The organism is Novipirellula methanifontis (assembly GCF_052161655.1).
Lineage (GTDB): Bacteria > Planctomycetota > Planctomycetia > Pirellulales > Pirellulaceae > Novipirellula.
On record NZ_CP197418.1, the window covers coordinates 2,789,895 to 2,807,515 of the forward strand.

General features: G+C 54.6%; 12 protein-coding genes. 10 read left to right on the forward strand and 2 right to left on the reverse strand.

Annotated elements, in window-relative coordinates:
• Window positions 1-205 precede the first annotated feature (205 nt).
• From SH528x_RS09735 to SH528x_RS09745, 3 genes are read left to right on the forward strand one after another with little or no spacing between them, the layout of a single operon-like run.
• Complete coding sequence (locus tag SH528x_RS09735; protein WP_442510333.1) at window positions 206-1,009, forward strand: hypothetical protein; 804 nt, start codon at window positions 206-208, stop codon at window positions 1,007-1,009.
• A complete protein-coding gene (locus SH528x_RS09740) occupies window positions 1,006-5,769 on the forward strand; it encodes a hypothetical protein (protein ID WP_442510334.1) in 4,764 nt (1,587 codons plus the stop codon). The genes SH528x_RS09735 and SH528x_RS09740 overlap by 4 nt, the downstream gene beginning before the upstream one ends.
• Entirely contained in the window at window positions 5,766-7,154 is a 1,389-nt protein-coding gene (locus SH528x_RS09745; protein WP_442510335.1) for a hypothetical protein, read from the forward strand. Before SH528x_RS09740 ends, SH528x_RS09745 begins: the two co-directional genes overlap by 4 nt.
• Before the next feature lie 91 nt (window positions 7,155-7,245).
• Here SH528x_RS09745 and SH528x_RS09750 read toward each other — a convergent pair whose 3' ends face one another.
• The gene (locus SH528x_RS09750) at window positions 7,246-8,220 is read right to left on the reverse strand and encodes an aldo/keto reductase (protein WP_442510336.1); all 975 of its coding nucleotides are present in this window, start codon (window positions 8,218-8,220) and stop codon (window positions 7,246-7,248) included.
• Between the two features lie 434 nt (window positions 8,221-8,654).
• Between SH528x_RS09750 and SH528x_RS09755 the strand changes: the two genes are divergently transcribed.
• Entirely contained in the window at window positions 8,655-9,260 is a 606-nt protein-coding gene (locus SH528x_RS09755; RefSeq protein WP_442510337.1) for a protein-disulfide reductase DsbD domain-containing protein, read from the forward strand.
• Between the two features lie 14 nt (window positions 9,261-9,274).
• Window positions 9,275-10,459, forward strand: a complete 1,185-nt coding sequence (locus tag SH528x_RS09760) for a hypothetical protein (RefSeq protein ID WP_442510338.1) — start codon at window positions 9,275-9,277, stop codon at window positions 10,457-10,459.
• 84 nt (window positions 10,460-10,543) lie between these two features.
• Here the strand turns inward: SH528x_RS09760 and SH528x_RS09765 are convergent, their stop codons facing one another.
• The gene (locus tag SH528x_RS09765) at window positions 10,544-10,819 is read right to left on the reverse strand and encodes a hypothetical protein (protein ID WP_442510339.1); all 276 of its coding nucleotides are present in this window, start codon (window positions 10,817-10,819) and stop codon (window positions 10,544-10,546) included.
• Between the two features lie 202 nt (window positions 10,820-11,021).
• Between SH528x_RS09765 and SH528x_RS09770 the strand changes: the two genes are divergently transcribed.
• From SH528x_RS09770 to SH528x_RS09790, 5 genes are read left to right on the forward strand one after another with little or no spacing between them, the layout of a single operon-like run.
• Window positions 11,022-13,076: an AMP-binding protein gene (locus tag SH528x_RS09770; RefSeq protein WP_442510340.1), complete on the forward strand. Its 2,055-nt coding sequence runs from the start codon at window positions 11,022-11,024 to the stop codon at window positions 13,074-13,076.
• A complete protein-coding gene (locus SH528x_RS09775; protein ID WP_442510341.1) occupies window positions 13,073-14,269 on the forward strand; it encodes an acetyl-CoA C-acetyltransferase in 1,197 nt (398 codons plus the stop codon). The genes SH528x_RS09770 and SH528x_RS09775 overlap by 4 nt, the downstream gene beginning before the upstream one ends.
• A gap of 3 nt (window positions 14,270-14,272) precedes the next feature.
• Window positions 14,273-15,205 carry a 3-hydroxyacyl-CoA dehydrogenase family protein gene (locus tag SH528x_RS09780; protein ID WP_442510342.1) on the forward strand — a complete coding sequence of 311 codons (933 nt, stop codon included), beginning with the start codon at window positions 14,273-14,275 and terminating at the stop codon, window positions 15,203-15,205.
• Window positions 15,206-15,210: 5 nt separating this feature from the next.
• A complete protein-coding gene (locus tag SH528x_RS09785; RefSeq protein WP_442510343.1) occupies window positions 15,211-15,975 on the forward strand; it encodes a 3-hydroxybutyrate dehydrogenase in 765 nt (254 codons plus the stop codon).
• A gap of 14 nt (window positions 15,976-15,989) precedes the next feature.
• Complete coding sequence (locus SH528x_RS09790) at window positions 15,990-17,378, forward strand: GntP family permease (protein ID WP_442510344.1); 1,389 nt, start codon at window positions 15,990-15,992, stop codon at window positions 17,376-17,378.
• Window positions 17,379-17,621: the final 243 nt, after the last annotated feature.

Consider the following 17,621-nt stretch of genomic DNA (forward strand, 5'->3'; position numbering starts at 1 on the left):
ATGCCCCATTGTATTCGATTACAGTAAAGAATCTACGCCGATTATAGATTATAGTAGAGCTTCGCGATTCCGAATCAGCTTGCCACGACAGCGATGAATGTTGGCGCCGCATGCGATTGAGCAGCCCGAAGGGAGAGCATGCGTGCCTTACTGTACAAAATGTGGTAACGAGCTAATTCAGGGCGAGGGCTGCAGGAAATGCGCGGTGTCCATTGTTACTTCGGACAACCCCGCGGCTGCCAACGTCTTCGCGAACGCTCCCAACTTATTGGACGCGTTTTCGCAACCACCACCGAGCAGCCCAACTCCTGTTGCAACGCCTTTCGTCCGTGCCCAAGTCGCCCCTTCATCTCCGCAGATAGGGCTTGTCGCTGCGTTAAGTGACCCGGTGCTGTCTCCGCGCATCTTAAAAGCGGGTTCGATCGCGCTGCTCAAGAGCCTTGGGCTGACGGCCATCGTGATGATTCCAGGTCTGATCCTGTTGTCCATGTCACCCTTAATAGGAGTGTTATGGATGTTTGTTGGTTCCTTCTTCCTGATGGCCCGCATGTATGAGAAGCCATGGCGGTTGACGTGGATCACGTGTGTTACGCCAGCGGCTGTGTCGGGTTTGTGTTTCCTGATTCAGCTGGTCCTGTTTCGGGATCTAATCCCTAATCTTGTCACCCTTTTTTCCGCTGCATCGATTGGAGTTTTGATCGGGTTGTTTCGAGCAAGAAGCCACTCGATCTACGTCGACAACGGAGCGGTCATGGCTCAGCGCACTGTCGGATATCTGGTGGTATGGGCGATTTGTTATGGAACAACGCAGATGTTTGGGTTGTTTGCGGCAACGATGCCACTTATTCGAGGCAGCTTACTTGCCTCTGCGTTTAGCACGTCGATGTTGATATGTGTCTCCGTCGCGATTCTGATTCGGTATTTGAATACGAGACGAACAAGCAGCTCTGCAGGTAGTCATCCGAATGTTGCTGATGCAGCGGTTATCAATCCAGGAGGCGGGCAATGATTCGTCAAGCCCCAATCACCGTCTTAGCGATGCGGCTCCCCACGATCATCGTCCTCTGTGCCGTTGCATACTATCCAAGTTCAGCGATCGCGCAAACGAACTTCGATCCTGTAGCGGAGGGACTCGCTCCTACGCGAATCGGACAGTATCAATACAGCACCATTGCCAACCGCGGTAACGTGAGTAACGGCAAGGGCAGTATCAGCGTAGAATACTACCGGACCAAGGATGGCAGATCCGACTCCTATGCAATCGATTCATTTGAGTTAGACCTTGATTGGGAAGAAGCCTCGCACAAGTCCGATGATATTTCAGGGGAATTCCTGCCAAATGGATTTGGAGCCAACGGCCGGCCTCCGCTACCTGATCAACAAGCAGCAAAGGTGCGAGACAATTCGAAGAACCTGCCGGTCTACTATTTCTTTAGCCAGACACATGCAGTCAAGGGAAGCATCAGCCAAATCAATAGCAGAGGGACTGACCCGTTAGATAAGGCTTCCTTAGATCACATTGCGAATGAATTCATCAAGCGGATATCCGGTCGTGCGAAGCCCTACCCGCAACAGATACTCGCGCTGCGTAATTCTCCTCCGCTTCGGGGAAACATACTCTGGAAAGTCACGCTGAAAGATAGCCCGAAGTATGGCTACGCGTATCTGAATGTTGAATACATGCACCCACGCAATGGGAAAGCGTGTCGGCTCGATTTTTGTTACTACTATTCACCATCGGGGAGGGTTAACCATTCCTATCTCAAGACTGGCAACGATACAGTCGCGAGCGAATCGCACTACTCGGGAGTTCGATGCTATCCAGATGATGATTCTGGGCTCTCGCAGAATGATGTGAATCAACTTGGACGCAGGTTGCTTCCCATCATAGAGCGATTCGCCGCTCGCCGCCCGAGTCCGACGTCGCCCGACAAACCAACTTCTACGACCCGCGCTGGCTCGCAGCCAACACAATCCGGTGCAACCGATCCGCAACATACGGCAGACCTGAGTCCAAGTCTTGCGGGGCGATTACCGACCTCCGATGGAGACGCAACGGCGTCCCCCAATCAATCGCTGCCGTCAATAAATGCTGGTCGTGATGTGTTGGGTTCTGAGAACGACGGAAACTATTTGACCGAAGCTGAACAGCGGGCTCGTGATGCGGCGGCAACAACCATCCTTGTCACGTTGATTCTGGCCGGCGCAGCTGCTGGCCTCAATCTGACTCAATCGATCACGATGGCAATCGCAGACGCCGTTCGAGCCGGTATCGAAGTCACAACCGACAACGTCGTGGATGCGTTGCTAGATCTGCCCGAGATCCAAAACGGCTCGACTGATGATGATGGCGGTAATACTGTCCCGCCGGATGAATCTGAAGATCCGTCGGTGTCCCAAGATCCCAATGGGCCGGCGAAGTCCAATGAACCAGAGGCGACCGAACCGGAAATTATCGTTGCTCGAGTCGTTCAACCGGGCGAGATGCTCGGACCTGATACCGAAAACACGGAACCAACGAAATCGGATTCACCAACTGCAGCGACAACAGACGGAAACGGTTTGAAGGATCAGCAGCCCGTCCAACCGAACGCGCCGTCGGTCCCCGGCACGCTTACTGAAGGAGACGAAACCATCCCGTTTCGTGGTACGCGAGAAACACTTGATCAAGCAAACCGTACGATTTTCGGTGAACGCGGTTTGCATGGTAGCTCCACTTCGTCGCTGACGGATGATCCGTCGGTTGCCGGTTCGGCCGAACCCTCTACTTCAACAGAAGTTGACGGCAGCGATCCGAATCGCGTCGTCGATCAGCCGGCCGGTTCGATCGCACCGACTGACGCTGAAGTTCCACCGGAGGGTGGTCGTGTTTTACAATCCGGTGACGTCGCTCAGGCCAACGACACTCAGGACGGCGGCACGTCACAAGAGGTTGTGCCACGGACCAATGGTGATGACAACGCAGCACAGCCGCCAGCAGGAGAACGTGACACGTCGACCGCTCAGCCGACAACGAATGATGACGTTCGCGCGACGCCGGTTCCCGATTCGACGGATGCGCAAGTCACACCGAGCCCCGATGGTGAAAACGCAACGCCGATGTCGGACCCAAATCCAGTTGGTTCCTCGACAAGCACCGTGGATTCAACAACCACAGTGGATTCGAGTCCAGAGACGGATAACACTCACACCGCGGCCACCGGCTCAACAGAGGAACCTCGCGTTTCATCCACGGACGGCAGCGGGGAAGCACAAACAGTCGCTGGCAGCGACGCGACCAATCCAGCTGATACCGAGCCCATCAATCCTTACACACTTCGCGATCCTAACACTGACGAATTGTTGGGCCGAGACGTTAACGGACGCGTCAAGTACGGCGATGAATGGATGACGCCGGAAGAGGCGAAGGTTCGGATTGACATCGATACGGAAACCCTTGCGAGGGCAACCGGTGCGAAACAGAGGGCTGATGATTTCAAAACGGCTGTGGACCGTCTTTCGCAGGAAACCGATCCTCAGCGGCGAGCAGATTTGGAGGCCGAAATTCGCCGGCGAACGACCGATATATTGGGAGACTACGATACGCGAAGTCTATTGAAAGCCGAGGGAAAGACTCCTTATAGCGCCGCTCTCGATGGCACGGTCCAGAGCATCAATCGTGGCGTCGATTCCGCTCATATCGATGACCTGAACGCGATGGGCTTAGGGAAAGACGGACAGAAACTTGTTGGTCGTACGCTGATTGACTTCCGCAACGCGTCCAGCACGGGCACCGTACCAACCGATCGAGATCGGGGACTCGACGAAGCAGAGTACCAACAAGCCCTGCAAGAAATGAACAACGCGAAACCAGGCAGCCAGGAAGCCTATGATGCCGCTCGCCGCCTTGACGAGGTGAGAAGACGTCAGAAACTCACCCTGGATCCAGAAAAATATCAGGGCTATCTCAATGAAAAACGAACCGCAGCAAACAATCAAGCCGAACAGATCAATCAGCAACTAGAGGCTCTACCGGCGGATTCGCCTGAACGTGCGGCGCTGGAACAACAACAGCGCAACGTCAATCAAGAGATTCAGGGATTGGACAAACGAGAAGCAGATCTTGAGGGCGTCAAGTTGCGGCACCAAGCATTGCAGAATGCTCGCATCGAAGAACTGCATCGCGCGCTTGCCAAGCACCCCACCGACTCACCTCAAGCAGCTCGCATCAGACAAACAATCGAAGGAATTCAGAATCAAAAGTCGATTCCAATCTCGAAAAGCCGCTTCGGTGGCATGGCGCAAGAGTCCTACAACAATGTCTTCGAGCAGAAAACGGGAAAGAACGCGACGGGTGCCCTGCAAGCCGTGACTACCGGACAGAGTGTCGACGCGTATGGCGACGCAAAGGTGCTAAAAGGAGTTGGCCCCGACAATGTGCCCAATCCAGATTACGCCGCGCAAACGGCCTCCGTGTCCAACGTCAAAGCTACGGACAACCAACATCTCGTGGATGAGGGACACTTCACGCGAGGCCAAGCGATCAAGGAAACGGCTCGTGGATACGCCAAAGACATGGCCACCAAGGTGCTTCCGCTGGTCAACAGTGACGCAGGTATCACACCCAAACGGGCTGCTGAGCTGAAGACGATTTACGGAGTCTTGGATGCCGTCGGGAAAGGCGAGATCCTGCCGGGCCAAGCAGACTTGAAGCTCCGTCAGGCACTTCCCGATATCCCGAACATGAACATGGCCAAAGCGACAGCCATGGTGGATGCCAACTTTGAAGCGGCAATCAAGTGGCGAGGAAAGTTTGATCCGCCAAAAATGACGGCAGGCGACGCCTTTGGTCACGTCAGTGATCTGCACGGCACATTGGACGAATACGGCAAGCTGCGAGGAAAGGGTGCAAACGTCGTCGATGCTGCGGGCACCGCTGCGCTCAAGACGGCCACCGGTAACGTGCTCTATGCAAATCAGCCGGGCATTGGAATGGTCGGCGCGTTATTGCCCGAAGGAGCACGCAAAATAATGCCAGACCAATTTGTTGGTGAGTTGATCGATACCTCTAGAACGATGCTGGGTGCTGCTGCAAGCGACCTCGGAGAAGCGACGGTGACAGGAGAAGTTTCTGGCCAACATTTTACGCAGGCGGCCGAGGAAATCGCCAAGGGCGGCGGCACGGTTGGCGGGTACGGACGTTTGGGAGCGTTCGCAGGAGACGAGTTCGCTCGTGCACAACAGCAAAATCCCGATGGTGGAATTGCCGATAACGTTGGACGTGCCGCCGGAAACCTTGCGGGCGATGTTTACCGCATGGCGCAGACAGGTGTTCTCAAAGAGGAACTGATCGCAGGCAAAGAGGCCTTCGACAAGTATGCCGTTGACGATTTAAGACCCAGCGCCCTTCGAGGTGAGCACGGAACGCCGCTTCGAGGCGTCTTCCAGGCCTTGGATCTTGCCAACGAAATTGCGATCGACCCACAGCGTTTTGCCGATGATACACAAGCGCTGCGTGAGGAAGGCTGGGTGTTTGACCGCGACGGAAACTTCGGTAACGGATTGGCATTCGACCCCGTGCTTCAACGGCAAGTCGCCAGCAATGTCGACGAGGCGATGTCTGGTGCACCCTTCGTCAATACCCCCTACACCGGACTTCGTGACCTCGGCCGGACAGTCGTCGATCCGGAGTTTCGCAGTCAGATGCAGGAGGGCGCGGGCGGATTGGCTGATGAAATGGGCGAATTTTTGTTCGGCGGAATGGTTGATAAAAGCAGGAGCGGCAAATGATGCAAGAGTTTATTCTTTCATCCCGCCAACTGGCCACGGTCATCGATATTGCCGAGCTCCAACCAGAGAATGGAGCACCGCTGTCGGGATTGTGCGAGCCAAGACTTCCGCCTGAGTCGTCTGACTACTATTCGCTTCAGCGGCGTAACGTGATCCTTCACGAGGGTGATCTCGTCCGTATCAACAGCGCATTCTTAGCGGGTGTGTTGCCGATCTGTCATCCGGACGAATTGATTCAGCTACGGTCTTCTGTGAAGCCTGACGCGACTGTCTTCGCGAGGCACGGAGACTTCGCGACCGAGTATTCGCAATGGGAGGACGGGTTGATCCGAATCGCCTTTCCGATGGACTGGAACAAAATGTGCCGCTCGCTAGCTGGGTTTGCGGAAAACCAGCAACAAAACTCGGACAGCCCATCTCAATTCATATTTCAAGGGACCGCCGCCGAAACTGTGTTGTTGTCTTTGATCACCACAGAGGCTGCAAATCACCAACCGCTTTCCCTTGAGGAGCTGAAAGCCAGGACGAGACAAGCCCTCGCATCGCCGCAGTTTTCTCAACCTTTATTGTCGCTTGGACTGGAACTGGATCTTTCGGAACTTGAATACGTCGACGAAACGGCGCCGAAGCTGGTGAAGAAACTTCTCGACCGGAAATTCATTGTTTGCCAAAACGATCGCTACTATCCGATGCGCAACGTGGCCGAAGCGTTCTCGCATCCTGTGATCGGCGAAATGACTGTCGCCCGCGAGTTGAACACACCACTCGGTTTGATCTCACGTCGACTGCATGTCGCTCGCATGCCGCATAATTTGATCGTCATGTCCGCGTTTCTATCGTCCGGCGAAATGTTGGTTGATTGGCGTGCGATTCCGACCGCAGCATTTACAAATTATCTCAGCCATTCGCTCGAATGGACGTTGCCTAAATTTCCGATTGGCACTGCCGCTGCCATATCATCCGAGTCGCTGACAACGGCAAGCACCAAACGACCTGATTCAAATGCGCCGGTTGGTAACGCTCTGCCAGTTCAGGGACCGGCGGGCAACGCCGTTGCTCAGACCGATGCATTTCCGATGATCTGGGCAGCTACCCTGTTGGGACTCGCTGCGTCCTTTGGCCTGGTTTCGGTTTCCAGTCTGAACGTTCCTGTTTTCGCGGGGCTGTTCATCACCCTAACGAATTTGATTCTTTGCGGTATGTGTACGGTTGCTATGCTTCGAATGGACAGGCAACTGATTCGGTACGCTGCGATTCTGGGCTGCATTCCGGTCGTCAGTCCCTGGGCGGTGCTTGGCATGCTGGCAGGTGCCGGAATTTTTGTCAGTCTGAACAGAGAGTACGTTGGTTCCGCAAGCGACCCTTGCCCGTCCACGACCCGTTAGTTTCGAGGAAGCTGATCGTGGTCGTCTCGCTTCATCCAGTACGGCAAACGAACAATCCGCGGAGCTACGCTCACCAGAGCGTGGGGGAATACTAATAAACTCCGCGAATTTCAGCTTCAATCGACGACGCGTAAAACTCCGCGAGCTGTCGATGCGTTTGGTCACTCAACCGCTGCCAGTCTGACACCATGGTGTTGTCCGCCACTTGTGACGGCTTGGAGGCTCCGGTGATAACCGTGCTCACCGCTTCGTGATCCAGGATCCACCGCTGGGAAAACTGGGCCATCGTCATGTCGGCTGGAACCATGGTTCTGATCTGGTCGGTCAGGGCAACCCCTGTTTCGAAGGGCAGACCCGCAAAGGTTTCGCCGACATTAAACGCATCACCATTGCGATTGTAATTGCGGTGGTCGTCGTCGGCGAATTGCGTCTCGTTCGTGAACTTTCCCGCCAGCAGCCCGCTGGCCAGCGGCAACCGCACAATGATGCCCACCCCCTGAGCCATGGCGCGGTCAAACAGAGTTGTAATGGGTTTCTGGCGGAAGACATTAAAAATAATCTGCAGAGACGTCAGTTCTGGTTGCTCGAGGATGCTAACCGCCTCGTCCATCGACTCCACGCTCGCGCCAAAATTTTTGATCAGCCCGTCGCGTTTGAATTTGCGCAGCCAGTCGAATATGTCTCCCGCGGACATGACCTCCGACGGTACACAATGCAGTTGCAGCAAGTCCAAGCTGTCGACCCCCAGGCGGCTGATCGATTCGCATATATGTTGCTTGAGGATCTCGGCAGAATACGGCCCCGGATAATTTTGGCGCCCCACTTTGGTGGCGACAAAGACTTGATCGCGGTGCTGTTGAATGAATCGACCAATCAGTTTCTCGGAACGTCCGCTTCCGTACACATCGGCTGTATCAAAAAACGTAACGCCGTGGTCCCACGCCGTTTCCAAAATCTGCATCGCTTGCGGCTCACTGACGCTGCCCCAATCGGCGCCCAATTGCCAACATCCCAGGCCGATTTCGGAAACCGAGCGACCGCTATTTCCAAGAGTTCGAGTCTTCATGTTTGTTTTCAATTATTGGCGTACAGCGTCGTAAGGATTCCAAGAAAGCGTACTCGGTTTCACTCGAATCAGCCAGCTACGCTGCTTTGCGTCCGCCAAACTTTTTCGCACGCCTGAGGGCCGTGCAACTTAGACCGCAGTGGTGGACCAGCGATGAACCAGTCCGCCCAGCTGCATTAGAACACGAATTGACTCCAAGGATTACCAAGCCAATGGACGGTCTTTATTAGTGTCAATGAGTGAAAATTAGTGTTCCGATGATTCTCCCTGAAGCGGTCTCGTCGGCTCATTGCGGCGGAATCATCCAGCACGATTTGAGTTTCTCCCTGCCGACACAAGGTTGTTCCGCAATTACGGCAAGTAGTGGACGTCACGATTGCCGGAAGGCTACAATAACACGACAGTTTATCGGCATTTTATAGAGGCGGATCTGCATGCTGTTTGCACGTTGGAAACGGATCGTTTTGCTGTTGCTGGCAGCACCTCTCGCCTTAGGATGTGCTCCGGCGTCAAAGCTGTCTGATAAATCGGACTCGAGGGCGATGCCATCGGGAAACACACAAGAGATTTCTCCAGCGGACCAGAAGCCGCTCGAGGGAAGTTTGATCTCAAAGAAGAAAACAACGACGAACGCAGAGCACTACGGCGAACGTGTTACGATCAAGGGCACTGTGAACCAACTCGACAGACTTGAGGGCACAGGGACACTCACGCTCGATTTCGAAGTGGAAAACGGCTGGCACATCTACGCGATGGATGCACCTTCAGGAGTCAACCAAGCAACAAAGATCGACTTGCGGTTTCCGCCAAACGTGGTTGTCACAACTGCTTGGAATTCGCCGCAACCACAAATCCACTTTTCTAGTTTTGGGATGGAGTCGACGTACTCGGGGCATTTTCAGTTGACTCGTTCGCTGACGTTCAACTCTTTCCTTCAATCCAGTGAAATCACCTGTGAGGTGAGCTATCAAGCGTGTTGCCGACAACAGTGTCTTCCCCTCTCGAAGGCAACGTTGGTCATCCCCATTCCAAATGATTAAAGGATGTAAATCTCGTGAGTACCCAACGCTTTCTTATCTTGTGGTTCATAACGACTCTCGCCGGCACGTCAATCTTCGCTGAAACGGGGAAAGTCGGCCCGTCGCCCAGCGGACTGTCCGTGCTATATGCCGGAAAACCCGACAGCAGCCGAATGCAAGTGTTCGCTGGCTTTCTAAATCAGCACTTCAAGAAAGTCGAAACGTGTGATTTTGAACAATTGACCAGCCAAAATGCCGCGGATTTTGATGTGGTGGTGTTCGACTGGGTGTCGGTCTATCCAAGGGATGCGGAAGGTAACATCGACCATACCAAACATGAAATCCTGAGCCCGCGTTTGCACGTGGACTCAGCGTACAGAAAGCCCACGGTGATGATTGGTGCAGCGGCTGGTACTTTCTGCAACACCCATCCGATGACCATCAACTGGAAGTGCCTGTGCCTGGAAAACTACGCTCATGACGTGGATACCGAGCATCCGGTTTTCAAAGGGCCGCTAGCGGTCAATATGACCTTCGAATCGATCGAAAAGCCGAACGACTATTTCTTATACCCAGGCACGATGAAGCTAGGGGAAAAGATGGAAGCGTGGAAGATTCAAGGACGGTCATTTCCGGATGTCGATCCAGGACTCGTCTCCAGTCGCGAGAACTTCATCAATACGGAGGATGCGGAGGTAATTTCGGGCGGTTGTAACGGCAAGGGACCGACTTCGGTTGCCATCGGTCGTCACGGTAACTTCATGTTATGGGGATTCTCGGGAAGTCCTAAAGACATGACCGAATCGGCTCGTAATGCCTTCATCAATTCGCTGTGCTATATGACCGCGTTTGATGGACAATCTCCGCGTCCGTTCCAAGCAAACTATGACACCCCCGAACATCATCTGGCTTCGATTTACTTTCTACGTGCTACTTCCGAACCTTACGTTGACCAGCAAGTAAGGAGTATGCAAGAGATGATCGACCAAAACAAGGTTCCTCAAGAGGTGATCGATCAAATTGGAAATGATCCCAAGGCGTATTTGAGCAATATGATGAAACTCCATACCGATAAAGTACTGCAGCGTATTCCGGATGCGATCCGTAAGCAGCATCAAGACAATGTGGAGGAGATCATTCAGTTCTATACTGAACATGCAGCCCAGTTGCGAGTGAATTCCGAGCAACAGTTTGTCACGGATGATCGTCCGTCCGAATAGTGGCGGACGTACTGCGGAAGCTCGATAGCCTGTGAGCATTGCCACAATGATCCGTCTTCGAGATTTACCCGCGCATCGAGTTGCTTAACGCGTCCAGATGACACCGAAGGCCCATAGAGTGCCGAGAATGATGATGATCAAACCACCATTCCAGTGCCACTCACCATTCCAGTCTCTGTTGGCCGAACTGATTGTTTTGGAGATCGACTTTCGACGACGTTGTGGAGAAGGAGATTCTCTGGCGAGAGTATTGCTACTGTGGAAACTACTTCCACAATAAATTCGGCGGATCGATTCGATCGATGACACGACTTCGACGCACTTTGAGTGATCGCCTTGTTGCTCGGCATCGTTTTGCATTCAGGGCTTTCATCCGGTTGCTTGGCAATGCACGGGCAGTCAAGCTGCGGTATACTTGCAGCGACATGTGGCAAGGCTACATCAAACAAGTGACCCAACTTGGTGATTTGTTGCAATACACTCTATAGCCTTGCCGGAATCTGTATTCACCCACAGATTCTACTAACGAGGCGATTTTCTTTAGGCAATCAAGATTTAATCGATGAACCGTGCTGCCGAAGAACCGTCCGTGGAGCGTCTTGTCGATTGCGGTCTGTCGGCTACCGCTGCTGGTCGCTGGATCCCACTGCTCCGCGAACTTATGTCGATTCCCGATGCAGGAACACGCTGGACGGAAATCGCGTCCCGCTTGCTGATGCCGGAAATTCCTTTTGCGGTCCACGAATGGCTCTATCACTGGAATTACCGATCCCACTTCGAAGATCGACTCCCCTGTCCTGCCTGGCAGCCGAGTGTCGATGAAATCCAGGCGACGCATATCGCCGCTTGGATGCGTGATACGGGAGTTGCCAGCTATGAAGCGTTGCATGCTTGGTCACTGGAACATCGCGAGGAATTTGTTGTCAAGCTGGTTGCCGCCCTGTCCATCCAGTTCGTTGGCCCGATAGGTCCATGCTGCGACACGTCGGCAGGAGTGGAAGCCATTCGCTGGTTCCCCGATGCAACGCTCAACATCGTCGAGAGCTGTTTCCAGGCCGACGAAGCGGCAACGGCGATCATCACCGCGGACGCCACGAACCAGCTGCAGTCGATGACCTACGCTCAGCTCAAAGCAGCCACCGCCCGAGTCGCCAATGGGCTGGCCGAACTGGGGGTCCAACCTGGAGACCGGGTGGCCGTTTGCATGCCTATGACAGCGGACGCGGTGAGCGTGTTCTTAGGAATCATTGCCGCAGGATGTGCCGTCGTCACGATCGCCGATAGTTTTTCCGCCGAGGAAATGGCGGTGCGAATAAAAATCACCCAGCCAAAGTGCATCTTCATCCAGGACGAGATTCTGCGCAACGGAAAATCGTTTCCGCTGTACGAAAAAATTACTTCGCAGCAAACGCTGCAGGCGGTCGTGTTGAGAGCAAGCGGCGATCGAGGCCTGCCGCTCCGCAGCGGAGATTTGGAATGGTCAGACTTTCTATCTGCGGATACCCAGCTGAAATGTGTGCCGCGGCGTCCCCACGATGAGTCGACCATCTTGTTTTCATCGGGGACGACCGGGAATCCCAAAGCCATTCCCTGGGATCATACGACGCCGATCAAATCAGCCAGCGACGCCTACTTTCATCATGACGTGCATTCCGAGGACGTTTTGTGCTGGCCAACCAACCTCGGCTGGATGATGGGGCCGTGGCTGGTTTATGCCGCTCTCATCAACAAAGCCACGCTGGCCTTGTCAGAATCGGCCCCTACGAGCCGAACTTTTTGTGAATTTGTCAGCCAGGCGAAGGTCAGCATGTTGGGTTTGGTCCCCAGCATGGTTTCAGTTTGGCGGCAAGGCGATATGACGTCAAATCTTGACTGGACTGCGATTCGTCGCTTCAGCTCGACCGGCGAATGCTCCAACGCCAGCGACATGTTGTGGTTGATGTCGCGAGCCGGCTATCGGCCGATCATCGAATACTGTGGCGGCACCGAGACGGGCGGAGGCTACATTACCGGTACCTTGACCAAGCCTGCGGTTCCAAGTTTGTTTTCCGCCAAGGCGATGGGCTGCTCCTGGTTGTTGCTGAATGAAGCTGGCGAAGAAAGTGCGATGGGAGAAGTTTTTTTCGAACCGCCTGCGCTGGGGTTGTCGACACGTCTGCTGAATCGCGATCATCATGAAGTCTATTTTGCAGATATCCCTGCAGGTCCCGACGGCCAAGTTCTGCGCCGCCATGGAGATCAAATCGAAGCGTTGCCCGGAGGATACTTTCGGGCACGAGGCAGAATTGACGACGCGATGAATTTGGGCGGAATCAAAGTCAGCTGTGTGCAAATTGAGGAATTGCTGGTGGCACACGAGAGCGTTCGTGAATTGGCGGCCATCTCGGTCCCACCTGCGGAAGGCGGCCCCGAGAAATTGATCCTCTACGCGGTGCTTGATGCGGAAGTTGATCTGCCAAACTTAGTGAACGATCTGCAGCAGTGTTTGAAACATCGCTTAAATCCTCTGTTCAAAATCCACGCCTTGGAACCGATTACCAAACTGCCGCGCACGGCCTCTAACAAAATCATGCGGCGGGAATTGCGAACAATGTATCTCGAGAAAAATCACTCATGAGCCAGTCCTTGCCACGCGTGGCCGTCGTTGCCGCGGCACGAACGCCTATCGGTTCCTTCCAAGGCGTCTTTGCCAATTTATCCGCCGATCATTTGGGCGGTGTTGCCATCGCAGAGGTGTTGCGGCGCAGCACTGTCGATCCCCAACGCGTCGATGAAGTATTGATGGGGCAAGTCTATTCCGCAGGCGGGGGTGCCAATCCTGCTCGGCTCGCCGCCGTCGGCGCTGGCTTGAGCTACGATGTTCCCGCGATCACGGTCAACATGTTGTGCGGCTCAGGTCTGAAAGCGGTTGCCCTCGGGGCGCAAGCCATTCAAGCCGGGCAAGCGAAAGTGATCATCGCAGGCGGCATGGAAAGTATGAGCAATGCTCCCTACGTTTTGCCTGGGGCCCGCACGGGTTTGAAAATGGGGCACAAGCAGATCGTCGACACGATGATTCAGGACGCATTGTGGGATGGGTTTTACGATTGTCACATGGGATCCACCGCGGAACACCTAGCCAATAAACACAGCATCTCGCGTGAGGCTCAGGATCATTTTGCCGTATTAAGCCAACAGCGCTATCAAGCCGCTGCGGAAGCTGGCAGATTCAAACAGGAAATCGTTGCCGTCCCCGTGCCGCAAAGGAAGGGAACCGAGCTGCTGCAAGACCGTGACGAACATCCTCGACAAGATTTGCAGTATGAAAGCATCGCCGGGCTGAAAGCTTGTTTTCAAGCGGGAGGTACTGTAACGCCCGGCAACGCTTCGGGCATTAATGATGGCGCGGCTGCATTACTGCTGGTTCACGAACAAGTCGTTAGCGAAATGGGAATCAAACCGCTGGCTTGGATCCGTTCCTTTTGCAACGTTGGGCTCGATCCCATGGAGATGGGCATGGGCCCGGCTTTGGCGGTGAAGAAGTTGCTGCAGCAAGAAGCCTTGCAGCTGAAGGATATTGATCTGCTGGAAGTCAACGAAGCCTTCGCCGCCCAGGCACTTGCCGTCGGTCAATCGCTGGACTGGGATATGGAACGCGTGAACGTTAACGGCGGAGCAATCGCATTGGGGCATCCCCTGGGTGCCAGTGGAGCTCGCGTGGCCGTTACCTTATTGCACGAAATGCGCCGCCGCCAAAACCATTTGGGAATTGCAGCGTTGTGCATCGGTGGTGGCATGGGCATCGCCATGCTGTTTGAGCAGGCAGGCTAAACCATGAAACGACGCATTGCCATACTGGGTTGCGGTCTCATCGGCTCGGGCTGGGCAACCTTTTTTGCCTCGCGGGGACTGCACACGCGGGTCTTCGACATCGATCCAGAGACCTGCCAACGGGGTCTGCAAACCGCTCGGGACAACCTGCGAGCGATGGTTCAACTGGATTTATTGTCGCCTGCGGAACTTGAACCGGCCTTGTCGAATTTGCAGCCCGCTGATTCGCTCGAAGAACTGCTGGTTGACTGCGACTACGTCCAGGAATCGGTGCAAGAGGACTACGCCGTGAAGGCTCAGGTCTATCGTTCGCTCGAGGCTCACCTCAGCCCGACGGCCATCATTACCAGCAGTTCCTCGGGTCTGCTGATGACCAGAATGCAGCAAGCTCTCGCGGTTCCCCAGCGCTCGCTCATCGCCCATCCCTTCAATCCACCGCACCTGATCCCACTGGTGGAACTGGTACCCGGTCAAAGCACGAGCCCCGAAACACTGGCGGACGTCAAAGAGTTTTTCGTGCAGTTGGGCAAGCGACCGGTGGTGCTCAAAAAAGAAGTCCCAGGGCATATTGCCAATCGATTAGCGGCAGCGGTGTGGCGCGAGGCGTTGGCGCTGCTGGATGACGACGTCGCCAGTTGCGAAGATATCGACACGGCGCTGTGCACGGGCCCTGGGCTGCGTTGGGCACTGATGGGCCAACACATGATTTACGAACTGGGCGGTGGTGCCGGCGGGTATGAGAAGTTTTTTGATACGATTGGCGGTTCGTTTTCCGCTTATTGGGAAGACATGGCAGACTGGACCGAAATCCCAGCTTCGGCCAAATCCAAAGCGATCGCGGGGACGGGCCGTCTGCTGGAACAGCGGAGCCGAGAAGAGTGGTTGCAGTGGCGCGACGACAAGCTCGGGAAGATTCTAAAGATTTTGGAAGAATGAATTTGATGCAACAGCCTACAGTGCTCGTCACCGGCGCGGCCAGCGGTATTGGAGCCGATTTAGCACGAGCTTTTTTCCACACGGGGCATCGATTGGTGTTGGCCGATCTCCAATCGCCAAACTACATGTCTGAATTCTCCAGCCGTGCAGAAGATGTGATTTTCGTGCAAGCGGACCTTGCTCAGGCAGCCGCTTGCAATGAGGTCGTGCGGCAAGGCCTCGATCGGTTTTCGTCGATTGACATCCTCATTAATAACGCTGGCTTTCAACACGTGTGTCCTCTCGAAAGCTTTCCCGTCGACGTGTGGGACAAAATGTTGGCCGTGATGCTCACCGCTCCTTTTCTGCTGACGCAGTTAGTATGGCCGAGCATGAAACGCAGCCGTTGGGGGCGGATCGTCAATATCGGCTCCATTCATTCCCAGGTGGCTTCGTTGAATAAGGTGGGCTATACGACGGCCAAGCACGGCTTGATCGGTTTGACGAAAACAGCTGCCCTGGAAGGCGGACCGTTGGGAATTACCGCCAACGCTATCTGCCCGGCTTACGTGCGGACTCCGTTGGTTGAAAAACAGATTGCAGCTCAGGCGGAAACGTTGGGGATCAGTCAACAAGCTGTCGAGCGCGACGTGTTCTTGAAGTCGGCTGCCACCGGTAGCCTGATTGCTCCGGCCGAGATTTCTAGCCTCGTGCTCTATCTCTGCTCCGAGAACGCAAAGTCGGTAACAGGGGCCAGTTGGAACATTGATTGTGGTTGGACAGCTCAGTAGGCCTGGAAAGAAACATGCTTAGCATCTTTGGAATTTTGATTTCGCTTCTGCTGTTGATCGTGTTGGCCTATCGCGGCATCAACGTTTTGATCTTGGCACCGATGATGGCGTTGTTGGCGGTGTTGTTTGGCGGCAATGCGCCGCTGTTGGCCACTTACACGCAGGTGTATATGAGCAGCCTGGGAGGATATCTGATTCAGTATTTTCCGCTGTTCTTGTTGGGCGCTATTTTTGGCAAGCTGATGGACGATTCAGGATCAGCGCGTGCCATTTCACGCTTTATTGTCGCTCATCTGGGCCAAGAACGAGCGATTCTTGCCATTGTGCTTTCCTGTGCGGTGCTGACCTATGGCGGCGTCTCGTTGTTCGTCGTCGCGTTTGCCGTTTATCCGATCGCGGCCACGCTGTTCCGGATTTCGGGAACTCCCAAACGCTTGATCCCGGGTGCGATTGCCTTGGGCGCCTTTACGTTTACGATGACCGCGTTACCGGGAACGCCCGCAATACAAAATGCGATTCCCATGCCCTTCTTCGGCACCACACCTTTTGCAGCGCCCATTCTCGGACCCATCGGCTCGTTGATCATGCTGCTCGGCGGTATGGCTTGGCTGACCAATCGGGCCCACCGTGCCAGCCAAGCAGGCGAGGGCTATGGAGAGCATGCGGAAGAACCTGAGATCAACGAGGCAACTTGTGACGTGCCCCGTTTATGGCTAGCTGTCACACCTATTGTACTGGTGATTCTCGGCAACTGGACGTTCAGCAAGTGGATTATTCCAAGTTGGGATACCACTTATCTCGGTGACCCGAAATACGGAGCAACGGAGCTCAAAGCGGTGCTTGGAATCTGGTCGATCATCTGTGCATTGCTGATCGCGATCTTGGCCTTGGCGGTTCTGCACTGGCGGCGTTGGGCCGATCTCAAAGAGTCGATAAACCAAGGCACTCGAGATGCGCTGCTGCCGATATTCAACACGGCCTCGGAGGTCGGCTATGGTACGGTCATCGCCTCGCTGGCGGGCTTCGTCATCATTCGAGACTTTGTCGTCAACCTAGCGCCGGGGAACCCTCTGATTTCCGAAGCGGTCGCCGTGACGACGTTGGCGGGAATCACGGGCTCGGCATCTGGCGGATTGAGCATCGCGCTGAGCACGTTGGGAGAGACCTATCTGCAGATGGCGGAAGAGGCGGGGATAGCACCTGAGTTATTGCATCGAGTGGCGTCGATGGCAGCCGGGGCATTTGACACGTTGCCGCATAACGGCGCCGTCATCACTTTGTTGGCAATTACCAAGCTAACCCACCGCACGTCTTACTTGGATATCTTGGTGGTAGCGGTCATTGTGCCAGCGTTGGCCACCGTCACCGTGATCGCACTGGGCGGATGGTTTGGCGTTTTCTAACGCCCCAACCACAGGTGGCACCAATTGGGATTTCCTTACACGGGGAAACAGAAAGGTAGGAAAATTAGGGGTAGGAAAATGAAGGCGGAGAACCAACTTACCGACAGCCCGTCGTAGCGTTCCTCCCAGTGCACATCGATCACTGTCCAAATCCCAAACCAGTAGAAAAGCATTTTGTTTCGATATTTCGCGTCAGGATTACTCACTGTTCGTGTGTTACTTGTAAGGAGAAACGATTCAACC